The sequence below is a fragment of the Algoriphagus locisalis genome (assembly GCF_900116615.1).
In the GTDB taxonomy this organism is placed as follows: domain Bacteria; phylum Bacteroidota; class Bacteroidia; order Cytophagales; family Cyclobacteriaceae; genus Algoriphagus; species Algoriphagus locisalis.
The window spans coordinates 648,609-671,851 of the sequence record NZ_FPBF01000001.1; the positions used below are offsets into that span (position 1 = coordinate 648,609).

Annotated in this window: 16 protein-coding genes and 1 pseudogene; 3 read left to right on the forward strand and 14 right to left on the reverse strand. The window is 41.5% G+C overall.

What is annotated here, in order from left to right:
- The first annotated feature begins 33 nt into the window (after window positions 1-33).
- Window positions 34-942, forward strand: coding sequence for an NAD-dependent epimerase/dehydratase family protein (locus BM386_RS02855; protein ID WP_091691537.1), 909 nt, complete (start codon window positions 34-36; stop codon window positions 940-942).
- A 155-nt stretch (window positions 943-1,097) separates the two neighbouring features.
- On the opposite strand, the gene BM386_RS02860 is transcribed toward BM386_RS02855, so the two are convergent.
- From BM386_RS02860 to smc, 13 genes and pseudogenes are all read right to left on the reverse strand, one after another.
- Window positions 1,098-1,373: a DUF4235 domain-containing protein gene (locus BM386_RS02860; RefSeq protein ID WP_091691538.1), complete on the reverse strand. Its 276-nt coding sequence runs from the start codon at window positions 1,371-1,373 to the stop codon at window positions 1,098-1,100.
- 220 nt (window positions 1,374-1,593) lie between these two features.
- Window positions 1,594-1,791, reverse strand: a complete 198-nt coding sequence (locus BM386_RS02865) for a hypothetical protein (protein ID WP_091691539.1) — start codon at window positions 1,789-1,791, stop codon at window positions 1,594-1,596.
- A gap of 183 nt (window positions 1,792-1,974) precedes the next feature.
- A pseudogene (locus BM386_RS24085) lies at window positions 1,975-3,080 on the reverse strand (porin).
- Entirely contained in the window at window positions 3,058-4,452 is a 1,395-nt protein-coding gene (locus BM386_RS02875) for a TrkH family potassium uptake protein (protein ID WP_091691540.1), read from the reverse strand. Before BM386_RS02875 ends, BM386_RS24085 begins: the two are co-directional and overlap by 23 nt.
- 194 nt (window positions 4,453-4,646) lie before the next feature.
- Window positions 4,647-5,324 (reverse strand): response regulator, encoded by a 678-nt coding sequence (locus BM386_RS02880; RefSeq protein ID WP_091691541.1) that lies wholly within the window; start codon window positions 5,322-5,324, stop codon window positions 4,647-4,649.
- A complete protein-coding gene (locus tag BM386_RS02885) occupies window positions 5,317-6,399 on the reverse strand; it encodes a sensor histidine kinase (RefSeq protein WP_244545441.1) in 1,083 nt (360 codons plus the stop codon). The genes BM386_RS02880 and BM386_RS02885 overlap by 8 nt, the downstream gene beginning before the upstream one ends.
- 185 nt (window positions 6,400-6,584) lie before the next feature.
- Window positions 6,585-7,946, reverse strand: a complete 1,362-nt coding sequence (locus tag BM386_RS02890) for an alkaline phosphatase family protein (protein WP_091691542.1) — start codon at window positions 7,944-7,946, stop codon at window positions 6,585-6,587.
- Between the two features lie 64 nt (window positions 7,947-8,010).
- Complete coding sequence (locus BM386_RS02895) at window positions 8,011-11,184, reverse strand: TonB-dependent receptor (protein WP_091691543.1); 3,174 nt, start codon at window positions 11,182-11,184, stop codon at window positions 8,011-8,013.
- A 196-nt stretch (window positions 11,185-11,380) separates the two neighbouring features.
- Window positions 11,381-12,001: a Crp/Fnr family transcriptional regulator gene (locus BM386_RS02900; RefSeq protein ID WP_091691544.1), complete on the reverse strand. Its 621-nt coding sequence runs from the start codon at window positions 11,999-12,001 to the stop codon at window positions 11,381-11,383.
- A gap of 209 nt (window positions 12,002-12,210) precedes the next feature.
- The gene (locus BM386_RS02905; protein ID WP_091691545.1) at window positions 12,211-13,119 is read right to left on the reverse strand and encodes a pirin family protein; all 909 of its coding nucleotides are present in this window, start codon (window positions 13,117-13,119) and stop codon (window positions 12,211-12,213) included.
- A 144-nt stretch (window positions 13,120-13,263) separates the two neighbouring features.
- A complete protein-coding gene (locus BM386_RS02910; RefSeq protein ID WP_091691546.1) occupies window positions 13,264-14,280 on the reverse strand; it encodes a glycoside hydrolase family 43 protein in 1,017 nt (338 codons plus the stop codon).
- Window positions 14,281-14,741: 461 nt separating this feature from the next.
- Window positions 14,742-15,572 carry a KilA-N domain-containing protein gene (locus BM386_RS02915; RefSeq protein ID WP_091691938.1) on the reverse strand — a complete coding sequence of 277 codons (831 nt, stop codon included), beginning with the start codon at window positions 15,570-15,572 and terminating at the stop codon, window positions 14,742-14,744.
- A gap of 109 nt (window positions 15,573-15,681) precedes the next feature.
- On the reverse strand, window positions 15,682-19,221 hold the full coding sequence (gene smc, locus BM386_RS02920) for a chromosome segregation protein SMC (RefSeq protein WP_091691547.1): 3,540 nt from the start codon (window positions 19,219-19,221) through the stop codon (window positions 15,682-15,684).
- Window positions 19,222-19,871: 650 nt separating this feature from the next.
- Between smc and BM386_RS02925 the strand changes: the two genes are divergently transcribed.
- Entirely contained in the window at window positions 19,872-20,429 is a 558-nt protein-coding gene (locus BM386_RS02925; RefSeq protein WP_091691548.1) for a hypothetical protein, read from the forward strand.
- A 21-nt stretch (window positions 20,430-20,450) separates the two neighbouring features.
- On the opposite strand, the gene BM386_RS02930 is transcribed toward BM386_RS02925, so the two are convergent.
- Window positions 20,451-22,043, reverse strand: a complete 1,593-nt coding sequence (locus tag BM386_RS02930) for a hypothetical protein (protein WP_091691549.1) — start codon at window positions 22,041-22,043, stop codon at window positions 20,451-20,453.
- Between the two features lie 130 nt (window positions 22,044-22,173).
- On the opposite strand from BM386_RS02930, the gene BM386_RS02935 reads away from it, so the two are divergent.
- A complete protein-coding gene (locus BM386_RS02935; RefSeq protein ID WP_091691550.1) occupies window positions 22,174-23,085 on the forward strand; it encodes a helix-turn-helix transcriptional regulator in 912 nt (303 codons plus the stop codon).
- The last annotated feature ends 158 nt before the right edge of the window (window positions 23,086-23,243 follow it).

The window sequence follows — 23,243 nt, forward strand, 5'->3', positions numbered from 1 at the left end:
AAACTTAATAAAAATTTATAAGTTAATATATAAATGAATAAGCAAAGAGTATTTTTCACCGGAGGATCAGGAAAAGCAGGTAAACAAGTAATCCCTTATCTTTTGGAGCAAGGGCATCAAGTGATGAATGTGGATCTCAAACCCTTGGATCATCCTGGGGTAGATAATCTGATCGCAGATATCACGGATTCCGGACAGATGTTCAACGCCATGAGTTCTTATGCTAATCTTGGCGAACTGGAGCCGGGTAATGGAGTTCCAAAGTTTGATGCCGTGGTGCACTTTGCTGCAGTGCCGAGGATTCTGATCAATCCAGACAATGAAACCTTCCGTGTGAATACCATTGGCACCTATAATATAATTGAGGCAGCGGTGAAAATGGGAATCAAAAAGGTGATTATAGCATCTTCTGAGACCACCTATGGCTTTTGCTTTTCTGATGGCAAGACCGATCCGGACTTTTTACCCCTTGAGGAGGATTATGATGTGAATCCCATGGATAGCTATGGCATGTCCAAAGTCGTCAATGAGAAGACCGCCAGAAGTTTTCAGCGCAGGTCTGGAATTGATATTTACGCACTTCGCATAGGGAATGAAATTGAGCCGCATGAATATACAGAGCTCTTTCCGCACTACTTCAAACATCCTGAAGTTCGTCGTAGAAATGCCTTCAACTACATAGATGTCCGGGATCTGGGTCAGATTGTAGATTTATGCCTTCAAAAAGACGGCTTGGGCTATCAGGTATTCAATGCTGCAAACGACCAAAACGGAGCCATTATCCCCAGCAAGGAACTGGCTGAGCGCTTCTTTCCAGGTGTTCCGATTACCCGGGAACTTGGGGAACATGAGGCCCTATATTCCAACCGTAAAATCCGTGAAGTCCTAGGTTTCAAAGAGCAGCATCCATGGCAGAGGTATTTGGACTGGGAGAAGGAATAGAGATTAATAATTCGGCTAAAGCCGGAAAGCGATCGCAGTTTTTTTTAACTCCATCTAAAGCTGGAGAGAATTGTTGGGTATAGAAATTTCACGAGGATTGAAATTCTGTATCAATAGGAATGTGCCTTTAGCTCATTCCTAAAGCAGGATCTTTTCTATTTCAAATGCTTTGGAACATCCCCATCCAATTCTTTCCACTGTTTGGTGAAATATTTCCTCACTACAAGTTTTACCGTAATACCAATTGCTGCTGTAAGGGTGGTATAAAGAATCACTTTGCCAATAGATGCTTCATCGCTTTCGGGGTTTTTCGGAGCAGATTCACCTGTATATGCCTCATATCGATTATCAACGGCTGCTTTTGCCAGTGCCGCCACTCCAAGAGAGAGGAGTGCTGAAAGAATAGTGAATTTGTTTTTTGAAAGGTTCATATCATCTTTTTTAAAATAGATACAAACGCCATACGCAAAACCATGATTCGGCTAAAGCCGGAAAATATTTGAGGAATATTATTAACCATCATCTAAAGATGGTGGGAATTGGATATCGAGATTTTACGAGGATTGAAATTCTGTATCACTAGGAATGTGGCATTAGCCCATTCCTATGGAGGAAAATACTCTAATCTGGCTGTAGCCAAAAACTATAGAATCAAAATTCTGGATCAAAATTGAAATAAATAGGATTAGACAATCCCACCATATTTTTACCAATGCCCATAGAGTTCGGTACTTCTGGAAAAGGAGTGGGAGTGCCTTCTACCACGATTCGATAATACGTCCGTCCGATTTCTTCTGGGGTATATAATTCAAAACCCGGACAGAAATTCTGTTCGGGTTTTTTATCCATAGGTTGTATAGGCATACAAATATTTGCTCTGCTTGCTTTTAAGTTTCTACTTTTAAACCAATTACTAAAGTTTCTCTGAGTGTCAATCAAACAGAAGCGCGTCTCAATTAAAAAGTAAAATTAATGCAAGTACTACGGTCTTTGTGCATTTTTTAATTTCTCCGCTTTCAAACTTCCAAAATCCTACAACATCTCAGAAAACCGAATAGCAATAGAACTTCCTATAATGAAATTCCTGTCTGTGGTGCTGGTTCTGGTTTCAAAGATTTTGTCTTTACTTTTCAGCCAGCGACCCTCCAGCCTGCAAACGATATTCCTTGCAGGAGCATAGTCAAGGTTGAGGGAAATTCCAATGGTTCTGAATCCATGGGTTGTGCTCGTAGGAATGATAATCCCGGTTTCATCCTGGTAATACTCAGCCCTGATTGCTGTCTTCCAACGTTTATCGATCATGTATTGACCAATGTACACTGGACTTAGCCAAAAGTCGTAAACCGAACTGTTTTTTGTTCTTTGCTGTACGCCGATGTCAAAACCTGTGGTAAAAGCAAACTTTTCTGTCACTTGAAATTGCCCATAGAAATTATTGAAATACCGCATTCTCCGGCTGATATCAGGATCGTCGGTGCCTATAAATGTGCTCCAATTCAACAGGATACTTTCTTTTGGCCTGAAAATAAGTTGAGTCCCCAAAGATAGAAGTGAATTTCCTTCCAGACGCTGTATGCGCTGCCAGCCATTTACTACCAATCCTGCCAGTTCCCATTTCCCGGATGGGCTATAGGTCATTTTTGCTCCAGTCAGAAAATAGGGTGAGTTTTCGGCTAGGAGGGATCTTGTGAGTGTGGGATTATAGTTCGATAGTGCACTTTCAAATCCTATATGGGACGGCACTATCCCTACATCGATCCAAAGGTTTTTTTCTTAGTAAGAGAAACTCCAGCAGTGGCCTCATTGATATTTTTTAAAAGACCAGGTTCCGAGGCATAGTTATCATTGGCATAAGTACCGACTTGCATAGCCAGATTCCCCCTGTATTTTGGATGCTGCATTTCTAATTTCACCAAACCTAAATTCAGGTTAAACTCATTATGCCTATTGTGGTTATATAAAAACTCCTGCCTTTTTTGACCTTGGGGCTGATTGAAATCATATACGTAGAATACATCTACAAAGCCAGAGAGCATAATTTCCGGTTCCTCATGCCAGAGGCTGTCCTGCTGGGCAGTAACTCTGAAACTCAATAGGCTAAAGAGGAAGACGGTACTAAACTGCCAAATCTGCTTCATCACAACTTGTGGTAATTTCCTTTCTTCTTGCTAGGATTGCCAGACCAAAAGTAAGTACGCCCAATCTGCCCACAAACATGACAAAGATAAGGTTTACCTTTCCCCAGGCTGTCAAACTGCCAGTGATTCCGGCGCTTAGCCCCACTGTCCCTATGGCAGAAGTTGTCTCAAAAAGGATTTGATCCAATGGGAAATCTTCTGTCATTGCCAGCAGAAATGTGGATAGGAATAATACAGCTGCATAAAGCATAAAGACAGAAGTGGCTACATAGAGTCTTTCCAACGGAATGGTTTTGCCAAAGAAAGTGATTTGTTTATTGTTTCTAATCCTGTTCCACATGATGGCCAGCAGGGCTGTCAAGGTAGTGGATTTCATTCCTCCTCCTGTGCCCGAGGGAGAGGCACCCACATACATCAGAAATATCACAATTAGCATGACTCCTAGGGAAAAACTGCCCAGAGGAACCGTGTTGAAGCCAACAGTGGTAAGTGCTGTCATGGATTGAAAGAATGAAGCCATCAGTCTGCTATCACCCAGACTGCTTACAGACGGCTCAAAAAAGTAAATCATACCCGTGCCTAGGGATAGCAGTAGGATAATTACTCCGAAAATAGTCTTTGTGGTAAAGGTGATTGCTTTTGTTTTTCCGGTGAACCTGTTCCAAAAGTCTGTCACCACTATAAAGCCCAAGGAACCACAAATGGCCAATACTGAAATAATGGTATTAATGAAGGTATTGTCCACAAACTGCTCAAAACTATCATTGTATAGCCCAAATCCAGCGGTACAAAATGCAGAAACACTATGGAAAATACTGCTCCAGATCGCAAAATTATGCTCAACTCCTGCTTGGGTAAAGGCTATGTAAAAGCAAAGGGCACCAAGTGTCTCTATGATGACGGTGAAAATGATGACGGACTTTAGAAAATCTTTGATTTCGAATCCTTTAGGCATGGAAAATTCTGCATTCAGAACCCGCTGATGCCAATGTGTTAAGGGACTTTTTCTGGAGAGCAGCACAAAAGAGGTGAAAGTCATATAGCCAATGCCTCCAATCTGAAAAAGTAACATGACCACAAACTGACCAAACCAGTTGTAGCTGTCAAATACGCTGACTGTGACCAATCCTGTGGTGGATATAGCAGAAGTAGCAATAAACAAACTGTCCAATCCGGAAACTGCCTGCTTATGAAAATAGGGTAGGCAGAGTAAAAGCCAACCGATGACGGTATAAGTCAGAAAACCATATAGCAAGTTCTGTTGGGCTGATAGTGACAGTTGGAATTTACGGTACCATTTTCTTAGCTGATACCATTTACTTGGTTTTGTTTTTTTACGTTCGCCTGTTGGCAAATCTAATTCTAACTCCATTTTTCTGAGTGATTTGTAGATCTAGAAATAGAGCTTAGAAAGTCCCTATTCCACTGAAAATGTTGGATACTAAATGCCAGAGAGGCCATTAGACGGGCACTCTTTTATGTGACATTTTGATGGGTCAAAGGTCAGTGAAAAGGGATATGTAAAAAATCAAGGTTTATTGGCCTTGTATAAAGATTTTGTAAAGACTATTCGAAGCGGTAGCCAACGCCACTTTCTGTAAGAATGTGCTTGGGATTGTTTGGATTGTTTTCCAGTTTCTTGCGAAGCGTGCCTACAAATACCCGTAAGTATTGGGTTTCGCTTTGGTAACTATATCCCCAAACCTCTTTCAGCAAAAATTGATGTGTCAAAACTTTTCCCTCGTTTTTGGCAAACAAGGCCAGTAAATTATACTCTGTGGAAGTCAGTTTTACGGTTTCCCCATTTCTTTTTACCGTACGTGCGACGAAATCAATTTCAATTTCCCCGGAAATCAGCTTGGAATTGTTTTCTGTGTTTTGGCTTCTACGGATTGCCGATCGGATTCGTGCCAAAAGCTCGCCAGTACGGAAGGGTTTGGTCAGGTAGTCGGTTGCACCGTTGTCCAGAGCAGATACGATGTCTGTTTCATTATCTTGTACCGAGAGGATAATGATGGGGTTATTGTACCATTCTCTTAACTCTTTCAAGAGCTCGTGTCCGCTTTGATCAGGTAAGCCAATGTCGAGTAAAATCAAATCAGGTGGATGGTTCGCTGCCAGAATCAACCCTTCTTTTCCCTTGCTGGCCTGAATCACCTTATAGTCGTTGCTCTCCAGGTTGATCTGTAGCAATTTTCTTATCTGGGGTTCATCATCTATGATGAGTATCTCAGCTTTATTCATTTTCCATCATCGCTTTAATTGAATATTCACAGGGAATTTCTAGGGTGAATTTTGCTCCGCCATGGGCTAGATTTTCCAGGAAAACTCTTCCTCCCATTGCTTCTGCAAAACCTTTTACAATAGATAGCCCTAAACCTGTTCCCCCAGTGGCGGAATTATTTAAGCGATAAAATTTGTCGAACACCAAATCAATTTCCAGTTCGGGAAATCCTTTTCCGTTATCAGAGATCTGTATGAAGCAATTCGTTTCATTATGGCTGACTTCAATTTTTATAGTCGAATCTACAGGTGTATGCTGTATGGCATTGTGGATCAAATTATGAAGAATATGTTCCATCAGGCCTGGATCCAGTTTTACCAAAGGCAGCTCTTCATTCGGAGAAAATTCTATGAAATGTAGGCCCACTCCAGGCTCATTTTCCTGGATTGCTGTAAATACCAACTCATTTAGATCGCACCAATCTTTTTTGGCCTGAATGAAACCTGCTTCCAATCTGCTCATGCTCAGGAGATTTTCAACTTGACGGTTCAGCCTATTCCCGGCAATTTCAATTTCTGAATACAGTTCAATTTTGTTCTCTTCGGAGAGCTTGCTTGGGTTGTCTTTAATAGTGTCAATTGCTCCGATTATGGTGGAGATGGGCGTTCTCAATTCATGGGAAAGGGAATTGAGTAAGGTATTGTAAAGTTGTATTGATTTTGCTTTTTCTTCCTCCTCTCTTTCCTTTCGCTCCACTTCACGGATTTTAAAGGTCAGCACGGCATTGATGGAAGCGATTACAAAATACATCAGAAACATGAGCCCATCCTCGGGAGTGCCTATATGTAAAGTCAAAGTAGGCGGAATGAAGAAGAAGTTCCATAGCAGCGCACTTAGTAAGGCAGACAGCAATACAGGTAGGATATCAAAAAGGATTGCATTGATAGAAACCAGAACCAGTAGGATAAGGGCTACGGCTCTGTATCCAATATATCCCACTGTAAAAAAGCATAGTGCGGCAGTGCAAACTATCAGAAGTAAGCTTATTAGGTATTGGCTTTTCTTGCTGTATTTTCTTGTTCTGAGTAAGTCCAAAAATTTTTGATTTAAAGATACTTATTCAGATATAAAGATTTTGTAAATAAAATTGTGAGTAAGCTAACTCCAAGAAAGGAGAAGATTACTCGGGTAGATTTAGTGCTTCTAAAATTTGCCATTCCCTAACAAAAAAAGAGAAGCAGGTTTCCCCACTTCTCCCTATGCATTGTTCTATTGCTATGCTATTTCTTAATCCCTGGATACAGATTGCTCTCAGGGAGGTCAATGGATAAATTCAACAAATACTTCACCACAGGTGCAACATCTACAAGCCCCATTTCCTGAATCTCTACATTTTCTCTGATGCCTGCTCCCCAGGCAATAAAGCCAGTTTCAATCTCATCAAAATCCGGGAAGTATCCATGTGTACCACCTTTAGCTGGCTTTAAAATAGTTCCGCTAGTAGAACTCGAAAAGGAAATCCCCTGGATCGGTGCCAAGGCTAAAACTGCATTGGGATCGGCTCCAATACGGTCAAGTTCCTCCCGATCAACTACCCGGAACAACTTCTTGATGCTAGCGGGTAATTCAGCTAGGATTTGCTCTACCTGCTTGGCAGATTCCTGATCGTTTTTATCCTTGAGGTGTAAGAAAGCCGAAGCCCCACTGGTATGAAAGGCAGCTTTCCAGTCTCCTCTGTCTTTTGCATCCTCCATTAGTCCAGCTTCCACTAGCCAGATATTTGGGGAGATGGAGGTGTGCGTATTGACAAACCCATGATCACCGGTGATGATAAAGGTGGTCTTGTCTGCGATTCCGGCACGTTCTGCCGCTTCCATGATTTTTCCAATCGCACGGTCTATGGCAGCGATGGATTTGTACACCATTGGACCTTCTCTTCCTTCGCTATGCTGAAAGTGATCCGCAGCAATGAGGTGAATGGTAGTCAAATTCGGTTTGTAGGTTTCCAATACATAACCTGCCATTTCGCCTGTTCTGTCCTCTCTGTTTAGATAATCTCCATTGAAGGTTTTTTCATTCATTTTCCCCAAAACCTGAAGCTCCATCTCTGCCAATAGGCCCTTTGGAGTTTCCATGTCCCGCATAGGCTCTATTCGTCCTCCATTTCCCAAGCTCCAGTATTCCGGAATATTGTAATCAATAGGTGCATTGACAGAAACAGGCCAAAGGAAGCTGGCACTGGTCATCCCGGCTTCTCTTACGGCATGCCAAAGGGTAGGAACCTGGATCAGTTCGGTTTCCCAATACCATTTACCGGTTTGTCCTTCTGGCTCGAAAGGCGCATTGTAATAAATCCCATGCTTGGCAGGGGGAAAACCGGTAATTACTGTGGTATGGGAAGGGTAGGTCACAGAGGGAAACACCCCTGTAACTCCCAATGATCTTGCACCTTCTCTGGCCATGGTCTGCAGGTTTGGCGCAGGCCATTTTTCTTCCAAGTAAAAGTCAGGGCGGAAGCCATCTATGGAAATAAGAATTACATGGTCTGAAGGTTTGCTCTGTGCTTTTGCCAAAGAAAAGCTAGCCAAAAATGCCAGGAAGAAAATGCTGGACTTTATGGACTTGATAAGATAAGATTGCATAATGTTAATTAAAGGGTTTAGCAGTCCACGGTTTCGATTTTGTACCATGGACTGCTGATAATTTTTAGAAGAATATTCTTCCTGAGAGTTGCATTTGGTAAGGTGTGCCGCCTGGAGTGGTTACACCTACATTTGAATTAACCTGGTATTCGTAAGCTTGCTTTTCAGGGTCAAAATTTCTGATGGTCAATAAGTTTTGATTGCCTAGAGTTTTTGACGTTCCCCATTCTTTGTTTAGCAGGTTGGCTACGTTGAAGATGTCAAGGCCAAGTTCGAAACCTGATTTCTTCTCTGCTGAAAAGAATATTTTCTTGGTTGCTCTCAGATCCCAGTTTCCGAAGTATCCATTTACCCCACCGTTTCTAACTGCTACATTTCCAAGGCTTTCTTGGATATAGTCTTTTGCAAGGTTATCCGGGTTTGCCAAGACATTATTCATGGCTTCAGCCATTGTCTCCGAAGTCCCTGGGGCAGACGGATCGAATACAAATGCCAGATCGTTTGAGTTAACAAAGTCACCATTTACGTTCCCGTTCACCCGTAGGGAATAGCGTGTTCCACCGATTCCTGAATATCGAACCCCAACGGTAAATCCTTTGAAAGTAGGCAGGGTACCATAGATGACCACTTTGGTTCTGTATTGTCCGTTGGAATAATTCATCATGGAAAGGTCTCTAGGATCATCCACTACCATCTGGCTCAAGGTTGCACTGTTGGCCACGTTACCGTTGTAAGAAGTGTTGTCCTTACTGTCATTCCAGGTATAGCTAGCGGTGATCTGTCCATCTCTGAAATAGCGGTAGGTTCCATCGATGACCAGGGTATAGGTATTATTTCTTCCCTCACTGTTCAGTTCCAGTACTCTACCGATTTGATCGGTTTTTCTACCCTGAGTCCAATCTGCATTTCCATTGGAAGTACTAATAGTTTCTGCTGGCACATATACACCTCTGTTATCCTCTTCCGAAAGTCTGAAATAAGGTTGATCCACCATATTTCTATCCACATACATGTAGTTGTTTCTGGCGATGGATGCGATAAAGTTCACGCCCAGCCTTAATCTGTTATTAATAACCCTGTTGTACATCACGTTGCCTTTATATACCGTCGGTACTTTCAGATCCTCACTGTTCATATTGATGGTAGTCACAGGAGTGATGCCCGGTTGATTCAGTAAGTCCACGCCTGGTGCAGTGTTCGGATCGTTTCTGTAGGATTCAAAATTCGGGATAGGCACGTTTTCTCCCGTGATATCTACTGCGAAAATCTTTGTTCCGTCAAACTGCAGGTTGTTGACATCCGAGTAGTTGTTCAGCGCAGAACCGAAAATACCAGCGCCAATCCTCAGGATATCCTGCTGTTTTTCGTTGATGTCCCAGGTGAACTGGAATCTTGGCTGGATCTGAAACCCACCCGTTTTCACATCTGTTCTCAAGCCTAGCTCATCAAAGACAGTCTGATTGAATGTAGGGCTGTTTTTGTAAGTGGTATAGTCTCCACGCAGACCTACGATCAAGTTTATTCCTCTTCCCAGATCAGTGTCTGCCTGTGCATAAATCCCACCACCAAAAATACTTTGCTCTACTGTAGGGTCCTCTGTAGCCACTTCTCTGGCGTATCTATAAGGCTTCAGGTTGTCAAAATTATCAAGTCCGGTGAAATAGAACCTGCCGTTAAACTCACTAGTGGCAAGTGAAGTAAGGTCATTTAGAAGTAAGTCCATACCAAAGGTGTAATTGGTTTTTCCTTTGTTATAATAAAGGTTGTTCACCATCTGATAAACATTTGACTCAAACCTTTCTGGAAGGTAGCGCTGACCACCCAGCTGGATCGTTGTATTTACATCATCGCCATCGACCACAGATTCCACACGCTGAACGATAGCTCTAGGGATGTTGGAACTTGGCAATTGGGCATTTGGCCTGCCATCGTCAAGGGTGTATAAGTACTGAAGTTTTAATTCATTGGTCAACTTATTGTTGATTTCTGTCCGTAGGGAAGCCATTAAGCTATTAGCTGTGGACAGGTGATCTCCATATACTTCGTAAAGGTTGATGGAGCTGTTGTCCGAAACACCCTGACTGTTTAAGTCACGGGAAAAATTGTTTCTGATCGTCAATAGATTGGATTTATTGATCTGATAATCTATCCGGGCAAATGCAGTGTGGGAATACCTTTTTTTACCAAAGCTTCCTGTCTGGGGCGAGTCTGAGAGACCGTATTTGCTTCTTCCTATTTGAAGGTATCTATCCAAAGATTCTTGTGAAAGATTGTATCGGTTTTCGTCTTCTGGGGTTCTGATGTCAGCGATGTATAGCGGTCGTGCATCTCGTTGTCCATCATAAGCAATGAAATAATGGAGTTTATCTTTGATAATAGCACCTCCAAGTGTCATCCCATATTGTTGGATGGAGAATTCATCTTCTCTTTCATTTCCTCTAGTATCGTATTTACTAGCCAGCCAGTCTGCTCTGTTGAATAAAAATGCTGAACCGTGTAGCTCATTTGTACCTGTTTTGGTCACGGCGCTGATGATTCCGCCACCACTTCGACCATTGGTCACATCATAGTCATTGGTCACCACCTCAAACTCCCGGATAGCTTCCATGGATATAGAGAAAGGACCTCTGTTGGTAGAACCACTGGATAGTGGACTTCTATTGGTCATTCCGTCAATGGTGTAGTTCGTGGAGGAATACAATTGACCAAGCAAATTACTGCCGTTGGAAACTGGGGATAAGTCCACCAGGGAATTGAAGTTTCTCCCGTTTACAGGAAGTGTGGACATATCTCTGGCAGTCACGGCGGTGGAACTCCCGAATCTGTCTATGCTATTGCTCAGGGAGTTGGCAGTCACGCTGACTTCGCTTAGGTTTTGGGTTTCCTCACTCAAAGTAATATCCAATTTGATACGTTCGCCCTGATTGAAAGAATACCCTGTAAACACCTTTGTGCCATAGCCAAGGTAAGTGCAGGTAACAGAATAATCAGTTCCCAGCGGAAGCTGATTGACGGTGTAGGATCCTGTGAGATTGGTGATGGCAGATGCGGTGAATCCGGTCATCTCATTTTTGATCATCAGGGCTGCGCCGATAAGCGGCTCTCCGGATGAGTCAGTAACAGTTCCTGAAATGGAAGCGTTGGTAGCCTGGGAATAGGTCTGAGTGCTTATTCCAAGGAATAGGAATAGCAGCAGTACTATTCCTGGAATTAAGTGGGTAGAATTTTTTGATCTCATAGTCAATGGATAATGGTTTAATTTTATCCAAAACTAGATTTCAGCTTTAGGCTTAAATGTTAAAAATTAACATGCGATAGAGAGGTAACAGAATGTTAACAGATGGGGGGTAAATTCTAATAAAAACTTCATTTGCTAATTGAGGTTAGTTTCTAAAAGTATGGTGGCAATTCGCCCGATCTAACTTCAGAAAGTATTATTTAACCTTTACTTTGGAGGAATTTGCGACTGTCTGTCTGGTCACGCCTATTAAATCGCCTATATCTTTTTGGGTCAATAAGTCATTTAAAACAAATGACTTTCCATAGGCATCTTGGATTGTCAAATCGAAGTATGTACTCAAAAAAATGAGTTTTTCTTTGGCTTTTTTCTCGTGGAGTTTCTTTAGTTTTTTCTCAGTGCTACACCAGCGTTTGACCAAATAGGAAATAAACCATTCGGATACTTCCGGTGTCTGAACTACCATTTTCTTGAAAAAATCCCGGTTATAAATCCGTACCTGGGTGTCTATTAGGGCTTTGGAGAATTCGAAAAATTGGTTGTTCAAATACTTCAAATCCCCGAAAAAGTCTTTTTTAAAGAGCACATCAAAAGTGAATTCTTCCCCATCCTCTGTATAACTCCCCAGCTTGACTGCACCTTCCAGAATTTCATACATGTATAAATGCTCCGTAGATGGGTTGTAGAGGTAATCGTTCTTTTTTACAGTGATTTCCCGCATCATGCCTAATGACTTTGAGGCCTGAGAAGTGGAAATAAACTGAAAAAAGTCAAAGTCTAAATAAGACTCATTAATAGGGCGAACTGGGATGGACATTTTTCTGAAGAATTTCTGTCTTAAAATTACCTTCTTGGAAGCAGAAGGAGGTTAATTGAAAGTGAAGTAATCCTTATGTTTTATCACATAAATAAGGAAGTTAATTCTAACCCAAGTATCTGTCTCTGTCTGAGCTTATAAATTTTAAACTACACATATTTCAGTTTTGTGACGATTTCGGTCAAAAGTCAATTTGAAAGGATATTGCATCATGAAAGCGCCCCCGGCTCAGGTCCGCCAGCCGGCTTTGATTTATCTTCAGGTAGGGGAACAAATTCCTGATTATCCGAAGGAGGTAAAAGAATTCGGCCTTGCTTCCAGTCTTCCTTGGCCTGTTCGATGCGTTCCTTGCGGCTCGAAACGAAGTTCCACCAGATGTATCGGTCTCCAAGATGCTCACCACCCAGCATCATAAGGGTTGTTTTTTCCTTTGCGATGATCAGAGGATCCACACCTTTGGAAAATACGAGTAGTTTCCCGGCAGGATAGCTCACACCATTCACTTCCAAACTTCCTTTTACGATATAGACTCCTCTTTCACTATGTCCCGTTGGAATACCAAATCTGGCTTCCGTCTCCAGTTCCACATGTAAATAGAAGAGGGGAGAGCTGGTCTTTACCTCGGATTTCAAGCCGTAAGCGTCACCTGCTATCAGTCGCATCCAAACGCCTTTGTCCGTGAAAATCGGCAATTCATCTGCTGCATAATTTTTAAAGTCAGGATCTGATTCCTCGTCTTTTTCAGGCAGTGCCACCCAGGTTTGTATCATTTCCAAACCTCCGGCGGACAGGATATTGGGGTCTTCAAAGCGCTCACTATGGGAGATTCCTTTTCCAGCAGTCATCCAATTTACTTCCCCGGGTTTGATCAGTTGCTCCACACCCAGACTATCTCTATGCGTCACATTCCCATCTAAGAGGTAACTCACCGTAGAAAGTCCTATATGCGGGTGAGGCATTACATCCAGATTGGTAGTGGCCGGAACACTTACCGGACCTGCATGATCCATAAAAATAAAGGGACCTACCATTCTTCTTAGCTGAAAAGGAAGAATACGCTTTACCGAAAATCCAGGAGTGATGACTGCTTGGCGGGTATCAATTACTATATCGAGCATGGATTAATTGTCTTTTATTAAAACGACTTTTTGGAATAAATTGAACGTAAGTTTCCAAAATAATTTATGGTGTTATTTCGGAATGGGGATTTCGGATTTCGATTACACGACACCGCAACCCGAAATCAGAAATCCGACATCGATCTATGGCACATAAGGCCCCACAACTACCAACTTATCCCCCGTCAAATCCACTTCAAACAAATGTGGGATTCTGATGGTCCGCCCATTCACGGATTTATGGCTATGTACGCTCATCAGGGTTTTGTTGTCAAAAGACGTGAAAAGCATCCCATGTCCAAAATTAGGAGGGGTTATTGGCTCTTCTTCGTGGATCCAAGGACCGTCCAAAGTACCACTTTCAGAATAGACTACTCCTTGCACGTAGGTATCATAAATCCAGCTTGTCCAGATCATTCCAAGTCTGCCACTTCCTGTTTCAAATAGAAAAGGTCCATCCGTTACTTTATTAGGAACGTCATTGCCATTTGCATCTTTTTCCCTACTCCAAGGAGAATCGCTGGCTTTGAAAAGTAATTTCCCTACGCCCACAGATCCGCTTAAATCAGGTTTCAACTCAATTTTTTCCATCGTTCCATTGAGGTTTTGCAACCATTCGTAGCAATAAACCATGTATGGCTTTCCATCAGTATCTATCCAAAACGTCCCATCAAGTGTAGGTTTGTCAGCTGGCAGATAGGTAGGATCCTCCATAGGAATGTAAGGTCCAGCCGGTTCATCGCTTACCAATACATGACTTGCCCGCCGTTCAATGACATTCCCAGCTACCGTATCAATTTTCACATCCCTATTGGTGAAGGTGGCAAAGTAGTAGTACTTGTCCTGATAATTAAAAAGCTCGGCTGCCCAGATCATAGGTCTGGGTCCCATCCAGGAGTCAGGATCAGTTTCGGTCACCCGATATGGCCCTTCCCAGCTTTTCAGGTCTTTGCTTTTCCAAAGCATGCCACCTGTTCCTGTCATGTAGTATTGTTGGGTTTCCTGATCTGCCAGAATAAATGGATCACTCAGGCGGATAGAATCTAAAGGAACGTCTTTCCGGACGGTTGGGCCTTGCTGTGCATGACTAACGATGGCAAAAAGAAGGAATAGCGGTGCTAAAGTGAGTTTTTGGAATGAGATTCTATGCACTGATTTCATAGATAGGTTAGGAGGTTTTTTGGGAAAAGTTAATTGAGTGTGGTTCCTAAAATACGAATAATTCATAAGCTTGGAACACTATTACGCGAGTCCTAGCGCAAGGTCTCATGACTTGTGCTTGAAATATTGCAGTCTTCAGACTACCCTAAACTAGGAGATTATGAAGTTGATTAGTATGCAAAGATCAGAATGAAAAAGTTTGCAACTCAAATCCCTCTAGCCCCCTTTGATGAAGCCATTTTCCAGAAAAAGATGTTTGGTAGAAGGGGGAGTGGCACAAACGGGAATTTATATATTTATTATTCAAAAAAGTCCAAATAAAAACTCATCAGTCAAGTTCCCTTAAATCCACAGGAACAACTCTACTCACTCCAGCTTCGACCATGGTAATGCCATAGATAATATCCGTTATGGCCATGGTACGCTTGTTATCGTTGATCAACTTAACGGTATAGAATTTCTTACTTACTCAGCTTATCTACACTTTTTCTGTGGTTTATCAGTGATTTCATCTGAGTTATCGCTAATTGGTTAAGTTGGATTAATCGCTCATATTGAGTCATTTCTTGATGGATAAGTAAAGCATTAGTACTTTCCATATTGGACAAAACGACCAGTTGCTCTATTGTAGCATAGTCTCTAATATTTCCTTTGAGTTCGGGATTTGCCTCACGCCATTGTTTAGCAGTCATTCCGAAAAGAGCCATGTTTAGTACATCCGCTTCGTTGGCATAGATTATTGAGCTTTGTTTGATACTTACTTTTTCAGGAATTAGGTTTTCCTTGATTGCATCAGTATGGATATGGTAATTGACTTTGGAAAGGGTTCTTTGAAAATCCCAATTGAGTTTTAAACGATTATTTTCCTCCTCTTTGAGGCGCTGGAATTCTTTTATGATGTAGAGTTTGAATTCAATGGATATCCAAGAAGCAAATTCGAATGCAATGTCTTTATGTGCGAAAGTTCCCCCGTATCTACCAGATTTTGATATGATACCTACTGCGTTGGTAGATTCAATCCATTTTTTTGGGGTAAGCACAAAACTATTCAGTCCAGCTTGCTTTCTAAACCCGTCGAATTCGACGGGTTTAAAATTCGGATTATTCATTTGTTCCCAAAACCCTAGTAATTCTATCGTATTCCGATTTCGCAACCAGTTTTTAATAATATCATCAGTATTCGACCCATCTTTATACCTAGCAATGTCAGTTAAGGAAATATATTCTTCTTCATTTCCTTTGAAAATTGTAATCTCCGTTCCTTGTACGATTATTTTTTTTCCTTTTGCCATAAAAAGTAAGTTTAAATTCGGAAATCTACTTTGATAATATTCTCCTAATTGCATTCCACCTTAAGAATGGATGTCGGGAAATTTCAAATTTTAAATTCCTAATTTCAAATTAAACAAGTTCCCTTAAATCCACAGGAACAACTCTACTCACTCCAGCCTCAATCATAGTAATGCCATAGATAATATCCGTGCTGGCCATGGTGCGCTTATTATGCGTCACGATGATAAACTGGGATTCGGCACTGAATTTCTGGATGATGGTATTGAACTTGTCAATATTCGCATCATCAAGCGGAGCATCTACCTCATCAAAAATACAGAAAGGAGCAGGCTTCAAGAGGTAAATAGAAAAGAGTAGGGAGGTGGCTGTTAGGGTTTTCTCTCCTCCGGAAAGTTGATTAATACTCAGAGGACGTTTGCCTTTAGGCTTCGCCAAAATCTCTATCGCAGATTCCAGTGGATTGCTAGGATCCACCAACGTCAGGTCACAGTCATCCTGTTCGGTAAAGAGGGAACGGAATACCTTGACGAAGTTTTCCTTGATTTTTGCAAATGCATCCAGGAACGTTTCCTTGGCTACCTGATCAATTTCCTGAATGGTAGTAAGCAAGGATTGCTTGGCTTTGATCAAATCCTCTTTTTGGGCAGTGATAAAATCGTAGCGAACCTTGATTTCATCGTAAGCCTCCATGGCCATAGGATTGATAGGGCCAATTTTCTCCAGCTTTTCTTTTTGCCTGCTAACTAGCTCACGAAGCTTTTCCTCAGCAAATTCCCTGAATTCCTCATCTATATCAGGATTTTCCTCCATCAATTCGTCCAAATCCAGTTCAAACTCTACGCTGAGTCTTTCTTTCATTCCAGCCATCTTCAGCTTGATTTCATTTACTGTATTTTCCAGTTCATGTATCAGCTGATCATAGCTTTCCTTGGATTTCTGTATGCTCCGGATCTTTTGATCTGTCTCGTCTATATTCCCTCGGGAAGCATAATAATCCTTCTCAGCTTCCTGCACTCCTTTTTCTATGCCTTCTTTTTCAGAATACAACTCGATCAGTTCGTCGTCTTTGACCTCATTATTGTCCAGCAAAGATTTCACTTCAGTGTCAAGTGAGGAAAGTTCGGTTTGCGACTTACCAATTCGTTCTTTCGACCCCTCGTATGCAGACTGCTTGAACTCTATTTCCTGATCCAAACTCGTGACACGGTTCAGATGCTGGTGATAAAGGATGTTTTCCGCATTGAAAGCCTGAGATTTTTCGGAGAGAAGTGCAGATTCCTTTTCATAGGTTTCATTCAATTCCTCCAGCTCATCGTGCATGGCTTCAAACTCAGCACGCTCATCAAAAAGCTGCGGCTGAATCTCAGTCAAACTCTCTTCTATGGAAGCTATTCTGTCCAGAATATCCTCCCGCTTATTGGCATTGGAGCTGAGTAATTCCGCCAATTGCTCCTTCTTGGTGCGTACAGACACAAAATCCTGATTGATGGCATTGATCTTATTTTGCCACTCTTCGAGCGTCTTTTTATAGCTGATTTCTTTCAGCTTCATCAGTTCAGACAGCTTGTTGTCCAGGTTATTTCTGGTGCTGCTGACTTTCTTATTCAGTTCTTTGATTTCCTTGTCCAGCTTCTCCAAGTTCTTTGCTCTACCGATTCTTTTTCCTTCGAAAAGCCCTACAGATCCACCTGAAATACTGAATTTCCGCTTGGTGTATTTGCCATTTTCTGAGATGAAAACAGCGTCTGTGTCCTGCGGAAAATCCCGGTGCTCACCCTGTACTATATAGGCATTGTCTAGTATGAAGTTGATCAGACGGGAGTACTTTACATCAAATTCTATAATTTCTGTTGCTGCGATAGCATTTGCGAAAAGCTTGTTTTGGCTAGGCTTAAAGCGCTCAAAATGCTCCAAAACAAAGAAATTGGCTTTGCCTCTGGCGGAATCAGAAAGTAGTTGAATGGCAGATATTGCCTGTGATTCGGTGTCCACCACATAATAGTTCATGTAGCTGTCCAGGTAATTTTCTATAGTTACCCTATACTTCTCCGAAGTGGTAAGCAGATCGGAAAGGAGTGGCACATCCTTACCCCAACTTGGATTTTTCTTTAGGAACTTGATGGCTTCGGGGAAACCTTCCAAGTTCTCGACAAGAGATTTGGTGAGGTTATACTCGTTGGTTTTTGAGTCCAGCTTTCGGGAAGATTGAGTGAGTTCCTCGCGGATCATCTCAATCACCCGATTGGTTTCCTCGATCTTTTGGTCCAGATCTTCCTGCTTAGCTTTTAGCTCTTCATAGCCCTTAGTGGACTCGTCCAGCTCGGCTTTTAGGGTAATTATTTTCTCTTCAAAATCCACCAAACTTGCCTCCTGAGAGGAGTCATCTGAAGATGTTCGCTCCAATTCCTGCTTCAGGGTAGAAAGTTGAATCTGCTTGATCTCAATGTCTTTGCTGAGCTGATAGACTTTTTCCTTGAGCGTTTCAAAGTTATGATTGATGGTCTTCTGTGCTTGCTGCTTTTCAGCTTGAATCAGCTTCTGACTTTCGTAGGCTTCCCGAAGTTCGGAAACGATCATTTCCTTTTCGGCAAGCATCTTCTCAGCAGATTCCTTTTCCTGCTGCAGGGAACGAATACTGAATCCTGCACGGTCATTTGACTTGCGGTCAGAGTCAATCTGCTCGCGCAATTTTTGGGAGCGGTCTTCCAAGAACCTTAGGCGCTCATTCTTGATTTTTTTCTCTGATTCAAAAGATCGAATCTTATTTACATGTTCATTTAAAGCCTTTTGGCGACTGCCAAGTAGTTTTTCTTTAAGGATTAACTCGGACTTTAACTGACTTAAAAGTGCTTCCTGATCAGCAACCTGCGTTTGAAGCTGGAGTTTTTTATCACCTTCTTCCTGAATTCTTTGACTTGATTCTATCAGAGACTTGCTGTATTTTTCTATGCTCTTTTTAGCTAGGTTGATACTAGCAACCCTATAATCCTTTTTGATCTCAAAGTATTTGGAAGCTTGCTTTGCCTGCTTTTCCAGACTTTTCAGGTTCTTTTCTATTTCAAAAAGCACATCTTCTACCCGGTCCAAATCATCGTCTGTATCCTGAAGCTTTCGGAGCGTTTCTTTCTTTCGATTTTTGAATTTGGAGATACCCGCAGCTTCTTCAAACAAATCCCTACGTGAGTTATTCTTGTCATTAAGGAGCTCATCGATCATTTTGAGTTCGATGATGGCATAGGAATTCGAGTTGATTCCTGTGTCCATAAAGAGATTGGTGATGTCCTTCAGTCGGCAGGTGACTCCATTGATCTGATACTCGCTATCACCGGATCGATAATAGCGTCGTGTAATCGTGACGTAAGTATATTCAGTAGGAAGAAGGTTTTTGGTGTTTTCAAAAGTCAGGGAAACTTCTGCGAGATTGGAGGCTTTACGGTTTTTGGTTCCGTTGAAAATCACATTCTCCATCTTATCGGAGCGGAGCATACGGGTTTTTTGCTCGCCAAGTACCCAGCGGATTGCATCGACTACATTGGATTTGCCGCAGCCATTAGGCCCAACCACACCAGTGATTCCCTTGTCGAAGTTAATCACCATTTTATCCCCAAAACTTTTAAACCCTTTGATCTCCAGCTTACTGAGCAGCATTCGTTTGAATTTGTCTTAATTAAAAGAACAAAATAAGATCATTTGCCAGATTGTACAAGGATTTCAGTGTTCAGTTTTCAGTCTCAGTGATCAGATTGAAAATTGTCAATGATCAAACTCAATGTTCAATTTTCAATGTGCTCTTGTGTGAAAACAAAACCTAAAAAAAAGGGCTGTACCTAAAGGCACAGCTATCTTTGAATAATTCAGCCATTCTACCCATAGTTTGGTCCCTAACGGGACAGCTTTGGTTGCAACTATCCCTCGCCACCGTTCGTGTCACACGAACGGAAAAGCTCATAAAACGCTAAGAAATGTTCAATGATCAAACTCAACGTTCAATTTTCAATGCGCTTTAGTCTTAAAGGTAAACCTAAAAAATAGGGCTGTACCTAAAGGCACATCTATTTCTGAATAATTCAGCCATTCTACCCATAGTTTGGTCCCTAACGGGACAGTGTTGATTCCAACTATACCTAGCCTCTTCGTGTCACCCGATAGGAAAAGCTCATCAGACTCCAAGAAATTATCAATGATCAAATTCAATTTGCAAGTTAACTAACAAGCATTTGAGATCTCCGCGTTACCCTCCGCTAACTCTGCGGTTAAAAAATTATGCATTCCTTAATGAAATGGATTAACTTACGGCTGTGGATGGAATAGGAAATATACTTTATGTCGTCGCCGTTCTGGCTTATTTTATATATCAGGCTACTAAAGGCAAAAAGAAAAATCAGGGTGAAGATCCTGGAGAAATGGCAGATGCTCCAGAACAGAGACCAGTCTCTTTTGAAGATCTGATGCGGGAAATCCGTGATGCCCAAAAGCCAAAACCAATAGCACCGGCACAACCTAAAATGCAGCCAGCACCTGTAAATCAGCCTAGAGAGGTAGTTTATGAGAGAGCAGGAGATACCTCAACACGACCAGAATGGAGAGCTGATCCTGCTCCGGCAGTGAAGAGATTTCCAACCAGAAAATTGGAGGAAGACGATGAGGAAATTCAGCGTTATAAGGGAGCATTTGAAGATGCTAAATCTGATTTAACTAAAACTTCTAAGGGTATTCCAGAAATACCTTCTCTAAAAGAAGCGGCTGAAGAATCTTCTTATAATAGTAGAAGCAGGTATGCGCGTATGCTGAAAAATCCTCAATCCATCAGAGATGCAGTGGTGCTTAAAGAGATCTTGGATAGAAAGCATTTTTAGGAATTAATTTCAGATTGGAAATTATTTCTCCATTCCGACATACACTCTTTTCCATAGTAGTCCTTCATTTTCCTCCTTATAAAGGAAATAACCTAAGGATTTTAGTTTAAGCTCTGTTGTATCTATTTCCTCCTGCTCCTGCGGATATGCATGGTGATAGTAGGTGTAAAGTAGGAGCGTAACTGTATCTGTTTTAGCATTTCTCCAAGTCAATAAACTATCCAATCCATTGAGCTTTTTTTGATTGATTTTATCCCCTGGAAATAGGACCTCTTCACTGAATACCAAGAAATTGTTTGTTACAATAAAGCTTTGATTAGTAGTGATTTGTAATTCGCTACTTAAAGTTTCAGTCATATTGTTATATTGCTTTAGTTTTCTTTGATATGGAATGGCAATAATGGCTGGGGCAAGGAGGATAACTGAGATAAGGAGATGCTGGAATTTGTAATTATACATATACGCTGCTGCAAATAAAGCGAGTTGAAATCCAGCCATTTTCCAATCCATCTGAAGCAGACTAATTGCGACTCCAAAACCAAGAAGTCCTATAATACCAAATCTCCATTTGGTACTATATTTCCATTTATTCCACCCCAAAGCTATCAGCACACTTAATATGGGGACTAGGATAATAAGATGTCTTGGATTCAGATAAATTGGATTGTAAAAATCCAGGGTGGAAGTCATAAACCAAAACCCGATCAGCAAGCATAGCAAAGCCAGCGAAAACTCAAACGTTGGAGTTGTCTTTGACTTCAAACCCAAAGCAATTCCCGGAATAGCAAAGACCATCCAAGCCCAATAGGATCTCTCTACAAAGGTTATGATGGGAAGAATTGTAAGTCTTTTTAAAATCGACCAAAAACCTTTGTCCGCATAGGTGAATTCAGAGATGTAATGCCCGGCATTGATGGTAGTAACCCGGTGAAGTGGATCTCCAAATTTGATCCAAAAATAGCTTAGATAAGCGACTGAAAGCAAAATTCCCGTAGCTAGAATAGCTGCATAAAATGATTTATTCAAATTTTGTTTTTTCCAATCTAAGTAAAATAAAATGATAGGAAATGGTCCTAAAAGAACGATGGTTTCCTTGGTGAGGAAACCCAAAAAAAGCGCTGCTACAAGAACACAACCTGCTACTACTGGATTGCTTTTGCGGTAAACAGCTGATATAGGAACGAGGCATGTCCAAAGGACCAGTGAGCTGTCCGGATACACTTTGGTCAGAAAATGTAAGAAATAAACTTGTGTGCAAAACCAAAGAACCAGCACCCAAGAAGGGGCTTTTTTTGGAAGGATCTTTAGAATTAGTAAAAGGGTTAATCCATAGCTTAAGAGCGAAATTAGTGAAATTTTATGCGCATCGAAGCCGAGTAAATACCCAATAAAGCCTGAAGGCACATAAGCTCCCCACCGACTCGAAAAATGATAGTCATTGACTTGCATTGTTCCTTCCCAGAATTTTTGCCCTGCCAGTAGATAATAGACATCATCGCTAAACGTAATCCCATCAAACCCGAAAAGCCAGTAGGCGAGAAGGAAAAGTAAACCAGCCGTAAAAGCGAATAGCTGGACTCTGGATAAAGTATGATTCGATTGCTGCCAACTCATTGGTCTAAAATAGAGGTAATTTCTTCTAACTCTGTAAATTTTTCTGACAGATTTATTGACAATAAGCGTCAATTTATAAAATCCCTTTGCGCTTTTGCTTACTTTTAGCTTTCCAAATTCACAATCTACTATGAGTCAGGCAGGAAAGATCGAGCAGCAAAAAATACTTCGTGTTTTCAAATTGATAAATCTTTTGCAAAGTAATATTGGTAAGCCGGTGCACAGACTTGCCGAATTGCTGGAAACGGATGAGCGTACGATTTATCGCTATTTCAAGCTATTAGAGGCGCTTGGTTTTGAGGTAGTAAAGGAATTCAGCAAATATAAAATCCAGCAAAAACCTGGAATGGATCAGACGCTTAATTACGGTACTTTTTCCCAGGAGGAAAGTCAATGGCTACGATCTATGATAGAGAGTCAGGGCAAAGGGAATTTGCTTCATGACTCCATCATCAAAAAGCTGGATGTCCGATCAGAGGTGAAGCAGGGAACCGAGCAATTGTTCAAAGCAAACCTCAGCAGGTTGGTAGATGAGATAGGTCTTGGAATTCAGCAGAAAAAGCAAGTTTGGCTGAAGGATTACTATTCGCTCAGCTCTGATACTACGAGCGACCGCTTGGTAGAGCCTGTTGCTTTTTCTTCAAACTACGAAACTATTCATGCCTTTGAGCCTGCGAGCAAAAGTATGAAGGTCTTTAAAATTGAAAGAATAGGAGAGGTTGTTTTAAGCCAAGAGAAGTGGAAATCTGAACCCAAGCATCAATTACCTGGAACCCAGTTGTTTGGTTTTACAGGGAAAAACAAGTTTCAAGTCAAATTAAAGCTCAGTAAAAAAGCGTACCAATTAATGATGGAAGAGCATCCCAATGCTCGTCCATTTATGTCTATTAAGAATAGAAACCAATTTTACTTCCAGGGGGAAATCCCTCAGCTTCCTGGCTTAGCGAGGTTTATTTTAGGTTTGCCAGGCGAGGTCAAAGTGGAAGAAGGTGAGGAACTTAAGGAGTATTTAAGCGAACAAGTGTCTAAAACTTTGTTATAATATTTGTAGATCCGCTTTTCTGCCAGTAGGGATGCTAGAGCGATATTGAATACGTAAAACTTTAGAATTGAGGTGACTTCGGTCTTTGGTTTTCCAGCCAGACAAACTGATAAATTAAGATTTCTGGAATCATTGCGGATATTTACTTTTTTCTTAAC

Excerpts from the sequence above, each read along its gene's own strand:
- BM386_RS02855 (WP_091691537.1), top strand. The coding sequence starts at position 34 with ATGAATAAGCAAAGAGTATTTTTCACCGGAGGATCAGGAAAAGCAGGT.
- BM386_RS02860 (WP_091691538.1), bottom strand. The coding sequence starts at position 1,373 with ATGAACCTTTCAAAAAACAAATTCACTATTCTTTCAGCACTCCTCTCT.
- BM386_RS02865 (WP_091691539.1), bottom strand. The coding sequence starts at position 1,791 with ATGGATAAAAAACCCGAACAGAATTTCTGTCCGGGTTTTGAATTATAT.
- BM386_RS02875 (WP_091691540.1), bottom strand. The coding sequence starts at position 4,452 with ATGGAGTTAGAATTAGATTTGCCAACAGGCGAACGTAAAAAAACAAAA.
- BM386_RS02880 (WP_091691541.1), bottom strand. The coding sequence starts at position 5,324 with ATGAATAAAGCTGAGATACTCATCATAGATGATGAACCCCAGATAAGA.
- BM386_RS02890 (WP_091691542.1), bottom strand. The coding sequence starts at position 7,946 with ATGCAATCTTATCTTATCAAGTCCATAAAGTCCAGCATTTTCTTCCTG.
- BM386_RS02895 (WP_091691543.1), bottom strand. The coding sequence starts at position 11,184 with ATGAGATCAAAAAATTCTACCCACTTAATTCCAGGAATAGTACTGCTG.
- BM386_RS02900 (WP_091691544.1), bottom strand. The coding sequence starts at position 12,001 with ATGTCCATCCCAGTTCGCCCTATTAATGAGTCTTATTTAGACTTTGAC.
- BM386_RS02905 (WP_091691545.1), bottom strand. The coding sequence starts at position 13,119 with ATGCTCGATATAGTAATTGATACCCGCCAAGCAGTCATCACTCCTGGA.
- BM386_RS02910 (WP_091691546.1), bottom strand. The coding sequence starts at position 14,280 with ATGAAATCAGTGCATAGAATCTCATTCCAAAAACTCACTTTAGCACCG.
- BM386_RS02915 (WP_091691938.1), bottom strand. The coding sequence starts at position 15,572 with ATGGCAAAAGGAAAAAAAATAATCGTACAAGGAACGGAGATTACAATT.
- smc (WP_091691547.1), bottom strand. The coding sequence starts at position 19,221 with ATGCTGCTCAGTAAGCTGGAGATCAAAGGGTTTAAAAGTTTTGGGGAT.
- BM386_RS02930 (WP_091691549.1), bottom strand. The coding sequence starts at position 22,043 with ATGAGTTGGCAGCAATCGAATCATACTTTATCCAGAGTCCAGCTATTC.
- BM386_RS02935 (WP_091691550.1), top strand. The coding sequence starts at position 22,174 with ATGAGTCAGGCAGGAAAGATCGAGCAGCAAAAAATACTTCGTGTTTTC.